General features: G+C 67.9%; 8 protein-coding genes and 4 pseudogenes. 5 read left to right on the forward strand and 7 right to left on the reverse strand.

Annotation, left to right across the window (positions count from 1 at the left end):
* Positions 1–2: 2 nt before the first annotated feature.
* Positions 3–2,441 carry a GcvT family protein gene (locus tag ACTWQF_RS30545; RefSeq protein WP_443282975.1) on the reverse strand — a complete coding sequence of 813 codons (2,439 nt, stop codon included), beginning with the start codon at positions 2,439–2,441 and terminating at the stop codon, positions 3–5.
* Between the two features lie 359 nt (positions 2,442–2,800).
* Here ACTWQF_RS30545 and purU point away from each other — a divergent pair, with 359 nt between their 5' ends.
* Together purU and ACTWQF_RS30555 are read left to right on the forward strand one after the other, a co-directional pair.
* Positions 2,801–3,673 (forward strand): formyltetrahydrofolate deformylase, encoded by an 873-nt coding sequence (purU, locus tag ACTWQF_RS30550; RefSeq protein WP_443282976.1) that lies wholly within the window; start codon positions 2,801–2,803, stop codon positions 3,671–3,673.
* 357 nt (positions 3,674–4,030) lie between these two features.
* On the forward strand, positions 4,031–4,825 hold the full coding sequence (locus ACTWQF_RS30555; protein ID WP_443282977.1) for an IclR family transcriptional regulator: 795 nt from the start codon (positions 4,031–4,033) through the stop codon (positions 4,823–4,825).
* Here ACTWQF_RS30555 and ACTWQF_RS30560 read toward each other — a convergent pair.
* The 4 genes and pseudogenes from ACTWQF_RS30560 to ACTWQF_RS30575 all read right to left on the reverse strand — a co-directional run.
* Positions 4,797–5,022: pseudogene (locus tag ACTWQF_RS30560) on the reverse strand (hypothetical protein); the annotation flags it as partial. The gene ACTWQF_RS30555 and the pseudogene ACTWQF_RS30560 overlap by 29 nt on opposite strands.
* A gap of 316 nt (positions 5,023–5,338) precedes the next feature.
* Positions 5,339–5,543 (reverse strand): annotated as a pseudogene (locus tag ACTWQF_RS30565) (D-alanine glycine permease); the annotation flags it as partial.
* A 217-nt stretch (positions 5,544–5,760) separates the two neighbouring features.
* On the reverse strand, positions 5,761–6,708 hold the full coding sequence (locus ACTWQF_RS30570) for an MIP/aquaporin family protein (RefSeq protein WP_443282978.1): 948 nt from the start codon (positions 6,706–6,708) through the stop codon (positions 5,761–5,763).
* Positions 6,709–7,019: 311 nt separating this feature from the next.
* Positions 7,020–7,379 (reverse strand): FluC/FEX family fluoride channel, encoded by a 360-nt coding sequence (locus ACTWQF_RS30575; RefSeq protein ID WP_443282979.1) that lies wholly within the window; start codon positions 7,377–7,379, stop codon positions 7,020–7,022.
* 1,718 nt (positions 7,380–9,097) lie between these two features.
* On the opposite strand from ACTWQF_RS30575, the gene ACTWQF_RS30580 reads away from it, so the two are divergent.
* A complete protein-coding gene (locus ACTWQF_RS30580) occupies positions 9,098–9,490 on the forward strand; it encodes a peptidase inhibitor family I36 protein (RefSeq protein ID WP_443282980.1) in 393 nt (130 codons plus the stop codon).
* 301 nt (positions 9,491–9,791) lie between these two features.
* Here the strand turns inward: ACTWQF_RS30580 and ACTWQF_RS30585 are convergent, their stop codons facing one another.
* Together ACTWQF_RS30585 and ACTWQF_RS30590 are read right to left on the reverse strand one after the other, a co-directional pair.
* On the reverse strand, positions 9,792–10,292 hold the full coding sequence (locus ACTWQF_RS30585; protein ID WP_443282981.1) for a MarR family transcriptional regulator: 501 nt from the start codon (positions 10,290–10,292) through the stop codon (positions 9,792–9,794).
* A gap of 51 nt (positions 10,293–10,343) precedes the next feature.
* A pseudogene (locus ACTWQF_RS30590) lies at positions 10,344–10,427 on the reverse strand (helix-turn-helix domain-containing protein); the annotation flags it as partial.
* A 223-nt stretch (positions 10,428–10,650) separates the two neighbouring features.
* Here ACTWQF_RS30590 and ACTWQF_RS30595 point away from each other — a divergent pair.
* Together ACTWQF_RS30595 and ACTWQF_RS30600 are read left to right on the forward strand one after the other, a co-directional pair.
* Positions 10,651–11,548 (forward strand): annotated as a pseudogene (locus ACTWQF_RS30595) (cytochrome P450); the annotation flags it as partial.
* A 349-nt stretch (positions 11,549–11,897) separates the two neighbouring features.
* A complete protein-coding gene (locus ACTWQF_RS30600; RefSeq protein ID WP_443282982.1) occupies positions 11,898–12,344 on the forward strand; it encodes a hypothetical protein in 447 nt (148 codons plus the stop codon).
* Positions 12,345–12,518 lie beyond the last annotated feature (174 nt).

Genomic DNA, 12,518 nt, shown 5'->3' on the forward strand with positions numbered 1-12,518 from the left:
CGTCAGCCCCGCAGGCGCTGCATCGTCGGGTCGAACAGGGGTTCCTCGGCGACGACCGCGGGGATGCGCTGGTCGAAGTAGCCGATGGTGAGTGCGCGTCCGGTGGTGGCGAGTTCAGCGGGCAGCCAGGCATAGGCAATGCCCTTGCCGATCGTGTAGCCGAAGGCGGCGCTGGTGACGTAGCCGACCGGCCGGTCGCCGTCGTACACGGGTTCCTTGCCCATGACCACGGAGTGCGGGTCGTCGATGGTCAGGCAGGTCAGGCGGCGGCGTACGTCGGCCGCGCGCCCCTCCAGCGCGGCGCGGCCGATGAAGTCGCCCTTGTCCATCTTCACCGCGAAGCCGACGCCGGCCTCGTACGGGTCGTGCTCGTAAGTCATGTCGGTGCCGAAGGCCCGGTATCCCTTCTCCAGGCGCAGGCTGTTGAAGGCGCCGCGGCCGCCCGCGATACCGCCGTAGGGCCGGGCCGCCTCCCAGAGGGTGTCCCACAGCTTCAGCCCCATGTCGGCGGTCGTGTACAGCTCCCAGCCCAGTTCCCCCACGTACGACAGCCGCATAGCGGTGACGGGAACGGAGCCGATGTGGGCGTGCTGGGCGCGGAAGTAGCGCAGACCCTTGCTGGAGAAGTCCTTGTCGGCGAGCGGCTGGAGGACCTCGCGCGCGTTGGGTCCCCACAGGCCGATGCAGCAGGTGCCGGCCGTGACGTCGCGCACCTGCACGGAGCCGTCCTCGGGCAGGTGCCGGGTGAGCCAGTCCAGGTCCAGGTTGCCGTTGGCGCCGACCTGGAAGCGGTCGCGGCCGAGGCGGGCGACGGTGACATCGCTGCGGATGCCGCCGTCGTGATCCAGCATGAGGGAGTAGGTGACCGAGCCGACGGACTTGATGACGTTGGCCGTGGTCATGCTCTGGAGGAAGGCGGCGGCGCCACGGCCGGTGACCTCCAGGCGCGGGAGGGCCGTCATGTCGTACAGGGCGACGGACTCGCGGGTGGCCTGGGCCTCGGCGCCGACGATCGGCGACCAGTAACGGGCGGCCCAGTCGTTGGGCGTGGGTATGTTCCGGCCTTCCAGCAGGTGTTCATTGGCGGCGTACCACTGGGGCCGCTCCCAGCCGTGGGCCTCCAGGAAGTACCCGCCGAGCTCCTGCTGGCGGGGGTGGAACGGGCTGGTGCGCAGGGGCCGGGGCGCACCGGCCGGCTGGAGAGGGTGGAGGATGTCGTAGACCTCGGCGAAATTCTGGCAGTCGCGCGCGAGGACGTACGCGGGAGCGAGTTGGTGCGGTTCAAAGCGGTTGACGTCGCACTGGTGCAGGTCGAATGAGGAGCAGTGGCCGTCGACGAGCCATTCGGCCACGGCACGGCCGACACCTGCGGAGTGGGTGACCCAGACCGCTTCGGCGACCCAGAAGCCCTTGACGTCGGGCGACTCACCGAGCAGGGGAAGCCCGTCGGTGGTGAAGGAGAAGAGCCCGTTGATGCCCTCCTCGACCTTGGCGTCCTTCGTGGCGGGCAGCAGGTGCTGGGTCTCGGTCCAGGCATCGGCGAAGTCGTCCTCGGTGAAGCGGAGCACGGAAGGCATCTGCTCGGCGGCGTCGACGGAGAGGATGTCGTCGGGGTCGATGGGCATGGGCCGGTGGCCGTAGTAACCGATGCCGAGCTGGTCGAAGCGGTCGCGGTAATAGAGGTCGGCGTCCTGGTGGCGCAGGATCGGGCGGACGGCCTCCTCCGTCTGCCCGGCGAGCGCCGGCACGGGGCCGGTCCAGGCAAGCTGGTGTGCCAGCGGAGTCAGGGGGAGATTCATCCCGACCATGCGGGCGATCTTGGGGCCCCAGATGCCGGCGCAGCAGACGACGACATCCGCGGGGATCTCCCCCTGATCCGTGACGACGGCGCTGACGCGGCCGTCCTCGGTGCGGATGTCCAGGACTTCATGGTGGGCGAGGGCGCGGACGCCGCGGTCCTGGGCGGCCTTGAGCTGCGCCTCGACCGCAAGGACGGCCTTGGCCAGGCCGTCGGTGGGGATGAGCAGCCCGCCGAGTACACGTTCGCGATTCACCAGGGGGTGCAGCTCGACGCACTCGTCCGGGCCGATCAGCCGGGATTCGATGCCCCAGGAGGTCAGCCAGCCGTGCCTGCGCTGTAGTTCGGCGCTGCGCTCGGGGCTGGTGGCGATCTCCAGGCCGCCGACCGGGAGGTAGCAGGGCTGCCCCTCCACATCGAGGGAGCGGAACTTCTCCACGGTGTAGCGGGCCAGTTCGGTCATGGTCTTCGAGGAGTTGGTCTGGAACACCAGGCCAGGGGCGTGGGACGTCGACCCGCCGGTAGCGGGCAGCGGGCCCTGGTCGACGACCGTGACCTCGGTCCAGCCCCGGACGGACAGTTCGTCGGCCAATGCCGCTCCCACGACGCCCGCTCCGATGATGACCACGCGTGGTCCCGGCATCGCACAACCTCCAGTTGCTTTTTACGCAACACGCTTCGCATTATGCAACTCAAGGTGCCGGGCCTCCTGGAACGCTGTCAAGGGGTGATTCGCGGAAACGATCGCCACGCAGAGCACCGAAACGGCAAGGCGCTCAGGCACCCCCTGACTGCCGCCGATCGCCGCCTCCTCCCTGCCGCCGGCACATCAGGGCATGACCCTTGGGCCGTCACCCGGAGGACGCGCAGGGGACGCGGTCCATGTCGCACGCCTCGGGGCGGGACGGTTGCACTGCCGCCCCTTGACCAGCCGGGCGCCACCCTGGACCATGTTGCGCATTACTCATCGCGTTGCGTATTACGCATCAATGGAGGATGTCCATGTCTCCTCGACCGCAGCCCGGCCGCGAGTTCGTCCTCACCCTGTCGTGCCCTGACCGTGCGGGCCTCGCCCACGCTGTGACCACCTTCCTCGTCGGCCACTCCGGCAACATCCTGGAGAGCCAGCAGTTCGAGGACCGGTCAAAGGACCGCTTCTTCATGCGGGTGCACTTCGAGGTCTCGGATCCAGACGTGTCGCTGGAGGATCTGCGCCCTGGTTTCGGCCCAGTGGCCGAGGCCTACCAGATCACCTGGCAGCTGGTCGATGCCTCGATCCCGACCCGCACACTCATCATGGTGTCGAAGTTCGGCCACTGCCTGAACGACATGCTCTTCCGCAAGTCCACGGGCGCGCTCAACATCGAGATCCCCGCGATTGTCTCCAACCACCGCGACCTCGAGCCACTGGCACAGAACTACGGCATCCCCTTCCACCACATCCCGGTGACGCCCCAGAGCAAGGCCGCGGCAGAGGCGCAACTGCTGGGGCTGGTCGACGAACTCGGCATCGACCTGGTTGTGCTGGCCCGCTACATGCAGATCCTCTCGGACGACCTGTGCAAGCACCTCGACGGCCGGGCCATCAACATCCACCACTCCTTCCTGCCGAGCTTCAAGGGGGCACGGCCGTACGTCCAGGCACACGTGCGCGGCGTCAAACTCGTGGGAGCCACGGCCCACTACGTCACCCCCGACCTCGACGAGGGGCCGATCATCGAGCAGGATGTCGTCCGCGTGAGCCACTCGCACGACCCGGACGAGTTGGTCACCATCGGCCGTGACGTCGAGGCCCAGGTCCTCGCCCGCGCCGTGGAGTGGCACAGCCAGAGCCGCGTACTGGTCAACGGCAATCGCACGGTCGTCTTCCGCTGACGGGACGAGCAGTCCGGGGGTTCGCCAGGTGGCCGGGCGAGCCTCGCGGAATCCGTCTGCCTCGACCGGTACGACCCCCCACCGGTCCGCGGCGAACCGCGGACGCACTCGATGCGTCGTCGGCGCCCGCCCACGGGCGCGGCCACGTCCTCGGCACCGCCCTTCCCGGAGCCCGCCCATGACGTCCACCACGTATGCCTCGCCGTAGACGGCCCGGGGCCGCCGCTCGGGCCGCCGATACCGGCTGGGTGGATACCGGCTTGATCCGTGCGATGGTGCCGATCACACAGAAACGGTCACCGCTTCTCCCCCGCCCTTGCGCACGGGGCGTGCACTACCGGTAGGTATAGTTGCGCCATGAGCAACCAAACGGCACACAATCGAACAGCAGGCCCCGCGGGGAGCGGAGTGCAGTCCGTCGACCGTGCCGTAAGTGTCCTGGAGATCCTCGCCGAGCGTGGGGAGGCAGGCGTCAGTGAGGTCGCCGCCGAGATCGATGTCCACAAGTCGACCGCGTTCCGCCTGCTCGGAGCGCTGGAGGCGCGCGGTCTGGTCGAGCAGACAGCCGAGCGGGGAAAGTACCGCCTCGACTTCGGGATCGTGCGCCTGGCCAGCGCGGTCACCGGCCGCATCGACATCACCCAGCAGGGCAGGCCGGTCTGCGAACGGCTCGCCGAGGAGATCGGCGAGACCGTCAACATCGGCGTGCTGCAGGAGCACTATGCGGTCAACCTCTACCAGGTGCGCGGTCCGGGCGCGGTCGGCGCGCACAACTGGGTCGGGCGGCTCACCCCGCCGTACGCCACATCCAGCGGCAAGGTCCTGCTGGCTCACCTGACGGCAAAAGAGCGCGCCGATCTGCTCGCGTCCGGGTTGAGGAAGCAGACACCCCACACCATCACTGCCAAGACGGAGCTGGAGAAGAGCCTCGCAGAGGTGCGGGAGCAGGGGTACGCACTGGCGCTGGAAGAGCTCGAGACAGGGCTGAACGCCATGGCGGCCCCGATCCGCTCCCGGGACGGTGAGGTCGTCGCCGCGATCAGCGCGTCGGGACCGGCGTACCGCTTCACCGAGGAGCGCATGCGCGAGATCTCCCCGGTACTCGTCAAGGGCGCAGAGGAGATCAGCCACCGGATGGGTTATCCGGGCTGACCCTCCCCCGGCTCGCGTGCGGGGAACCACAGCGCTCGAGGCGTACCACGATGCTCTTGGAGGTCGGCGTGTTGGAGGTGTCGGCCACCGAGTCGAGGGGGACCAGTGTGTCGGCCTCGGGGAAGTAGGCCGCGCAGCAGCCGCGAGGGTCGTAGGCGACGACCCCGGAATGCCTCAGCCCGCCGGTCCAGGCCGTCGCCCACATGCACAACCTCGCCCTCGCCGCATGACCAGACCCGCCACAAACCCGGCTCTGACCTGCCCGAACATGACCTTTCGCAACACGCTTTCGTCGCCGGTCGTGCCATCGCGACACGCAGCAGGCTCTCATCGCACCTCGCACACGAGTCAGCACCCCTTCGATCTTCAGCTCGCCCAGTAGCGCATCGACCACTACCTGCGGCCTTCCGCGCCCGCCGGTAGGTCAGCGTCCAGCGAGCGGGCTCGTGCACACCAAGGCGCGAGGTGTGCACGGGCCCGCTCAGGAGCCGGGCCGCGGCAGCGGTCAGACGGTGTCTTCACCGACTCCTGGTCTTCGTCATCCGTCATCGACCGTCTCACCGGCGTTGCGTGCGCGGACGGACTCCAGGAAGGAGTTGAGCTCGCGCTTGACCACCGCACCGGTGCGAGGAGGTAGAGGCCGACTGATGTTGATGACGGCCAGCGTGAAGAGCACGGCGTCGGCCGTGTCGATGAGCGTCTGCAGGGTCAGCAGGGTCAGCAGGGAGCCAACGACGGGTGACGGCAGGTGACGAGGTATCAGTTTCACCAGCGACCAACCAGCGACCGGCATCCAGGCGGGATGGGCCCAAAACGGGCGTCGGGGCGTTGGCCCGCAGTGCGGAGGAAGAAGCCTTGCTCGCCTTGCTCACGGTGATGAGGACTGCTGCGCCGTCGCCGACGACGGAGGCTGCGGTCGCACACCCTGGCTCGGGCTAGGTCGATTCATCGGAGGTGGTGGGGCGTGTCCGGCCAGGCTCTGGAGGTTCGGCCATCTTGGCGCGGATGTGCAAGACGTCCCCGATGAACAGGTCGTACACCAGCACCCCGATCACCCCTCCGACCAGCGGCCCGACGATCGGAATCCACCAGTAGCCGCTGAACGCACCGGACAAGCTGCCCGGAAACGCCAGCTCCTTCCAACCCGCCATCCAGGTGAACAAGCGCGGGCCGAAGTCGCGGGCCGGGTTGATGGCGTATCCCGCGTTGGCCCCGAAGGACATGCCGATGGCAGCCACCACGAACCCGATCATCAGCGGGCCAAGGTTCGCCTTCACAGCCGTGTTGCGCAGGTCGATGATCGCCACCACCAGCATGACCAGGAAGGCGGTGCCGACAATCTGGTCGATCAGGGGCCCCCAGATCCCGCCATGGAAGTACGGCGCCGGGAACGTGCCGAAGATGGAGAACGAGGCCACTGTGTGCCCGCCCGTCTTGGGGCCCTTCATGGCGTCATCGAAGGTGTCGATGGCGTTGTGGTACACGGCGTAGACCAGCGCCGCCCCGGCCAAGGCACCGAGCACCTGCGACACCCAGTACGGGACGACCTTGGCCCAGGGGAATTTACGGCGAACGGCGAAGCCCAGCGTCACCGCCGGGTTGATGTGGGCCCCGCTGACACCGCCGGCCACGTAGATACCGAGGGCAACGGCCATGGCCCATCCCCAGGTGATCAGCAGCCAGTCCCCGGCACCGAGGAAGAACGTGGTGGGCCCTGAGGTACGCCCCGATCCTGGCAGTGCCGCGACCGCCATCGCCACCACGCCGCAGCCGAAGGAGATGAGGACGAACGTTCCCAGGAACTCCGACAGACATTCGCCCCACAAGCCTCCGCGGCGCTTCAGCCGGGAGGGCTTCAGCAGGGGCTGGATCTCGACGGCCATGTGATCCTCCCAGACACTCATCCGGTCGCGTCCCAGCGCGGCTGCCCGGGCCGTGATGCGGCGGAAACGGGATGCATCGGGGCTCCGCTTTCGTGCTGCCCTTCTCGCCTCATGCCGCGTCGCCACAGTAAAACCGCGCTGCGGCGACCGCGACTCGGCACGGCATGTCCGGGCAGACCACCCGGCCCGCTTGAGGCTGCCGGTCAGGACTGTGGCGGTGGCGGCGCAATTTGTGGCGGCGAGTCCTTCCCGGACTCGCCGCAGCCTGGTGCTACTCCAGGCGGCTCCTCAAACTGATCACGCAGGGCGGTCTAGGCTCCCTGCATCCCCACGAACGCCCCCACGGTGGCCGCCCCTGCACCAACCACCCAGCCGGTGAACACTCTCAGCCCGGTTCCCTGCAGCCCACCCTGCATCAGTGTGAGGAGCTCGTGCCCGAAGACGCTGAACGCTGTAATGGCTCCGCCCAAAAGCACGTACACCGAACTCGGCAGGTCGCTCGCAACTACGTTCCCCAAGGAGACACCCAACGCGATGCATCCGCTGAAATTGACCGCAAAGGCTGCCCACGGGACTGGTTCACCAGGCCACACCTTGAAGAGCCCCTTTTCGAGGCCGAAACGCAATGCGGCTCCGCCCACCGCACCCAAAAGCATCATCAGTGGCATCATGAGGCGCTTTCCTCTCAGCATGGTTCCGAACGGTGTGGAAGTCTGCGGAACGGGCGGCCTACCGGCTCGGAGTGTGGCCGACTGGTGGGTTCCAGACCGAAGCGGTGGCGGCGGTTGGGTCGGATATTCACCCGAAAGGTCGACCCCGGGAGCCGAATGAGCGCGACACCGTGGCCGACCTCGTCAAGAAGGTCATCGGTTCCCGCCGCAGCCTTCCTCGAGCGCCGACTCGCGGGCCGCTTCCCACTTGGGGGCCGGCAAGGAGCTCATCCGACGCTGGTGCCTTGACCAGCTCGCCGCGTGGCCGGTGCCACACGAACGGAAGACGGTGACCGCCAAGGGCGCACAGACCCACATGATCCTCGCCGGCTCGGCGCGACGACGGTCGTGTTCGTCCCGGGCACCAACTTCAACGCCACCACGAGCCGATCGATCCGGGGGGATTGCTGGACAGGGCAATTGCGGCGCCGAAAGAGTGACCCATCACCGCTACTGGCTCGGACGAGAATTTCCTCGATCACCTCACTCAGCCACGCCCGGTACCAGGACGACCGGCCGCCGGAGCAACCACGTTCGCCAGAACTGAGACCGGGCCGGCCCGGGACGTCCACCAGCAGGACCCGATAGCCGGTTGTGACCAGCGACGTGGCCGGCGACGTCCTGGATTCCCCTGGCGGACTGACCAGGCTGAGGCTGACCCCCACCGTGCCGGCCGCATCGGCCGCCTGGTTCCTGCGGCCCGCACCGACACACACGGCGCCCGACTCCCGCGCGCCATGCTCGTGCCTGGCCATCCACCGCGCGAGGAATTGGTGAGCTGGATGACACTGGTCGCCCGGCATGCGCGCTCCAACGGGGCGCCCGGCGCTGCCACCCTGCCCGCACGGTCAATTCCCCGCGTGGTCGACACCTGGAGCACGACGTCTTCCTCCCTCGGAGGCGGCTCGGCCCGGCAGTGCGCGGCACACTCAGCGTTGAGCTGGGAGTGGTCCCCGAGGCCGGACACCTCATGGTCGAAGAGCGACCCGAATACCTGGCCACCTTGCCGAAGAGTCCGAGCCAGTCAGCCTCCGATGTCCCTGTGGGTAGCTGACCTCCGGGTGCGTGTCTGCCAACCACCCGGGCCCACACAACGGGCACTTCTATCGCTCCCTCAGTCGTAGTGCTGGCCGGGCCCGGCCGTGTATGGGAACGATGTTCTCCGGACACTCGGGTGGATCCGCACCGTCCCGACGTCGCTGTGACGGCGCGCTCCCTTCGTCCGCGGAATCATGCGAATCGACCGGGAACACCTCAAAGCCGCCCCGAAGCGACCGGGAGTGCCATTGGCCCCAGCTATCGAGGACTACGCCCTGCTGGGCGACCTGCAGAACATGCGCGTGGCGCTGCGACAGGAAATCGTCGACAGGGCGAACGTTGCCTGACGCGGCACTACCTCACCATCACTCAACCCCGCCGAGTGGGGGAAGAGAGAACCTGACCTTACGTCAGCTTGCCCCGATACTCGGGGGTCGAAGTCGTCGGCCGACCGGCAACGAAGAAGGCAGCAGGCAATCTCCAGCATTCCGTGCCTCGATGGCCGAACATCCCTTAGAGTCTCGCCGGGCCGTTCGAAATCTCATCGAACTCTGCCCGCGGCACACGGGTTCGCGGCGCCACGGCGGTGGCCCGCGCGCGCCTTGTGCCGGAAATTCCCCCCGCAATCGAAGGTGACGTACGTGAAGCGCACCCTTGCCATATCGGCCAGCGTCCTGACGCTGAGCACCGTGGGCCTGATCGGCCTCAGCCCGACCGCTCAGGCCGACTCCAGAGCCAGCTGCGGAGCCAATCGATTCTGCCTGTACGAGGGCTACGACTTCGAGCGTGGTGTATACCGCCACAAGCCCCGCCCGGGTTCCTGGTACCAGGTGAATCTGCCGTCCTCCATCAACGACCAGGCAACCTCGATGGTGAACAACACCAAGTACGGCGTGCATATGAAAGTCGACCGCGACTGCTTCGGTGATGCGTACTACGCAGCAGCCAAGTCCTCCGACAAGGACCTGGCCCACAACTCGGGCAACAACGACAACGTCAACAACCGGGTGACCTGCATCATCATCGTGAAGTAGCACCACCAGGCGGGGGTGCGGTGCCCTTGCATTCGGCACCGCACCCAAGTCCCCAGCGCCCGTAGCCTCCGTAGCGGCGTCAGAACGTGCCGCCCTCCGCCGGCCCCGCGTCGGTTGCCGTGCCGGCGGAGTGGCCGTCACCTGGCCCAGGACCGGGCGCACTTCGAGCGCTGCTCGTACTGCTTGAACATCCTGCCGTCGAAGTCGGGAAGCTCCGCCGAGGTGCTGCACCTGGCCGCGTGCCAGCTCCGATCAGCAGGAACTGGTCAGCCAGCCCCACAGGTGATTCCTCTGAGACCCGTCACGCCAGGAGGGCGCGCCAGTGGTCGGCCGACTCGATCTGGTCGAGGCAGATCCGCTCCAGGAACGCCCCCGCCTTGCCCATCCGCTGCCCCACGGGACTCTCGGGCCCGTACGCCTCCGCCCCCGCCAGCGCGGCCCGCGCCGCCTCGAGCGTCTGCCGCGCGTTGATCACACCGGAGTGGTACCAGGCCTCGTCGTCGACCACGTAGACGTCGCGACGCCACCGCGGATCACGCTCGCGCCGGACGTAGCCGTGCTCGACGAGTTGGTTGACAGTCACGGAGACGGACGCGGGGCTGACGTTCAGCCTGCGGGCCAGCTCGGCCGCGGTGCGCCTGCCGTCCTCGGACAGCAGCAGGTCGACGTGCACGCGCGCCGTCATCCTCGGCAGCCCGGTCCGGACCGCGATTTCGATGATCTCGTCAGCCACCACTCCCTCCGGCGGCCCGGCCGTGCGCGGGGCCGCCGGTGTGCCGCGCCGCGCCCGCTGGGCCGTCACCCGGTGCGCCTGCTGGGGCCGGTAGTTGCCGGGGCCGCCGTTGCGTCCGATCTCCCGGCTGACCGTCGAGGTGGGGTGGCCGAGCCGCCTCGCGATCTCGGCGTAGGAGAGCCCGCCGGCGAGTCCGGCTGCGATGCGCTGGCGGTCCTACTGGGTCAGTCGTCCTCCTGGCATGCCGCGAGTATTGCCTTCACCCTCATCCATTGCAACGGATCATTGCGTTCGGACCCAGCGTCATTGCATCAACTTTCCCGTCCTCACCTGCGGAAATACGATTCAATCGATTGACGCCCGTTCAGAGCCCGCCGTAGCTTTCGAGCATCAGCAAACGCGTACTATCGCGAAACGGGGACGGGTCATGGAAGAGCCCCTGCACACCCTCACGACGATGCCGACGGAGCGCAGGGCCGGCTGCCCCTTCGACCCGCCGGAAGAGCTGGCCGACGCGCGCTGGCACAACCCCATCAGCGCCTACACCTTCCCCGTCGGAAGCCCGGCTGGCTGGTCACCGGCTACGACCTGGTCCGCTCGGTGCTGGCCGACCCCCGGTTCAGCTCGCGCAAGGAGTTCCTGCGCTACCACCCGCTCATCGGCTACGGCGACATCGAGGTGCCCCCGGCGCCGCCCGGCGAGTTCCTGCTCATGGACGAGCCCCGGCACAGCCGCTATCGCAAGGCGCTGATGGGCAAGTTCACCGTGCGGCGGATGCGGCTGCTCACCGCACGCGTCGAGCAGCTCACCGCCGAGCACCTGGACGCCATGGAGAAGGCCGGGCCCCCGGCGGACCGGCTGACCGCGTTCGCCAGGCCCATCCCCGCCGTCGTGATCTGCGAGCTCCTCGGCGTGCCGTACGAGGACCGCGGCCTCTTCAGGAGCAGGTCAGCTCCTTCATGGACGGGGAGACGAGCGACGAGGACCAGATAGCGGCCTGCACCTCGACGCAGCACTACCTCGCGCAACTGGTGGCGGCCGAGCGCGCGAACCCCACCGACGACGTGCTCAGCGACCTCACCTAGACCGACCTGGACGACGAGGAACTGCAGGGGATCGCGCTGATCCTGCTGGTAGCCGGGCTCGACACCGCCGCGAACATGCTGTCCCTGGGGACCTTCGCGCTGCTCGAGCACCCGGAGCAACTGGCCGCGCTACGCGCCGATCCCGCGCTCGCCGACCGGGCAGTGGAGGAGCTGCTGCGCTACCTCAGCGTCGCCAAGCAGTTCATGCGGACGGCGCTGGAGGACGTCGAACTCGGCGGTCGAGGTCGACGGTGTCCTCGAACTGACTCTGAGCAGAAGTTATAGCGGGGCTGCCCCAAAGCCCGTTGTCTACGCCCATGAATTGGCTTCCGGACAATGCCTGGGCCGCGGAGAGTCGAAAGCCCGGCGGGGACGATGCCCGCGCCGGAAGAGCCTGCAGCACACACAACGCGCGGTCCCGAGGGGCCACGTCACAGCACTGGTTGGAGGAACAATGAACTCTCTGCGAGGACGAAGGGCCTGGGTGCCGGTCGCTACTGCCACTCTGCTCCTGGGCATGGCGCTCGCCAGTCCGGCGTACGCCGCCCAAGAGGCTGCCGCAGACCGCCACGAGGGAGGCCCGCACTGCGTGGCAGACGTGGATGACGGGTCTGTGGCCTGCTACGGCAGTTTCCGCGAGGCAATCTCCGCCGCCAGCGAAGGCCGTATCACCGATGCTCCGCAGGACGCGCACGCGGCGGCCACGAGCAAGACCTTCAGGCAGCGCCTGGCTGATCCCATCCTCTCCGTGTCGTACCAGCACCCCAACTTCAACCGTGACGAGGACGGGGCCACGATGACCCTCCGCGGCGACGGCGGGTGCGACGGCGACAAGGGAGTTGAGCACGAGCTCCATGACATCGACGAGATCGACACAGGGTGGGACGACGTCGTCTCCTCCTTCATCGGCTCCTCGAACTGCCAGGCGAACTACTACGAAGACCCCGGATACGACGGATCGCGTACCGGCTACCACGGCAACCTGGCGCACATGGGCGATATGGAAGACGAAGCATCCTCGATCCGGTGGCGATGACAGGAGCAGAGGCACAGCGCCGGACAGTGCGCCGGCGAGCTGCTCGATCAGGAGAGTCTGCACTGGTCCAACTGGTCTTCGATGTTCCGGGTGAGCGTGCGGGCGGAGCTATCGCTATGTGGGGCCGACGGATCTGAAAGCTGATGTTCCACCCGGCAGTCGCGGCCGCCGGAG

The sequence above is a fragment of the Streptomyces sp. 8N114 genome, from assembly GCF_052245835.1.
Lineage (GTDB): Bacteria > Actinomycetota > Actinomycetes > Streptomycetales > Streptomycetaceae > Streptomyces.

What these genes read in the sequence shown, in the direction of transcription:
- ACTWQF_RS30545 (WP_443282975.1), bottom strand. Translation starts at nt 2,441, where the DNA reads ATGCCGGGACCACGCGTGGTCATCATCGGAGCGGGCGTCGTGGGAGCG.
- purU (WP_443282976.1), top strand. Translation starts at nt 2,801, where the DNA reads ATGTCTCCTCGACCGCAGCCCGGCCGCGAGTTCGTCCTCACCCTGTCG.
- ACTWQF_RS30555 (WP_443282977.1), top strand. Translation starts at nt 4,031, where the DNA reads ATGAGCAACCAAACGGCACACAATCGAACAGCAGGCCCCGCGGGGAGC.
- ACTWQF_RS30570 (WP_443282978.1), bottom strand. Translation starts at nt 6,708, where the DNA reads ATGGCCGTCGAGATCCAGCCCCTGCTGAAGCCCTCCCGGCTGAAGCGC.
- ACTWQF_RS30575 (WP_443282979.1), bottom strand. Translation starts at nt 7,379, where the DNA reads ATGATGCCACTGATGATGCTTTTGGGTGCGGTGGGCGGAGCCGCATTG.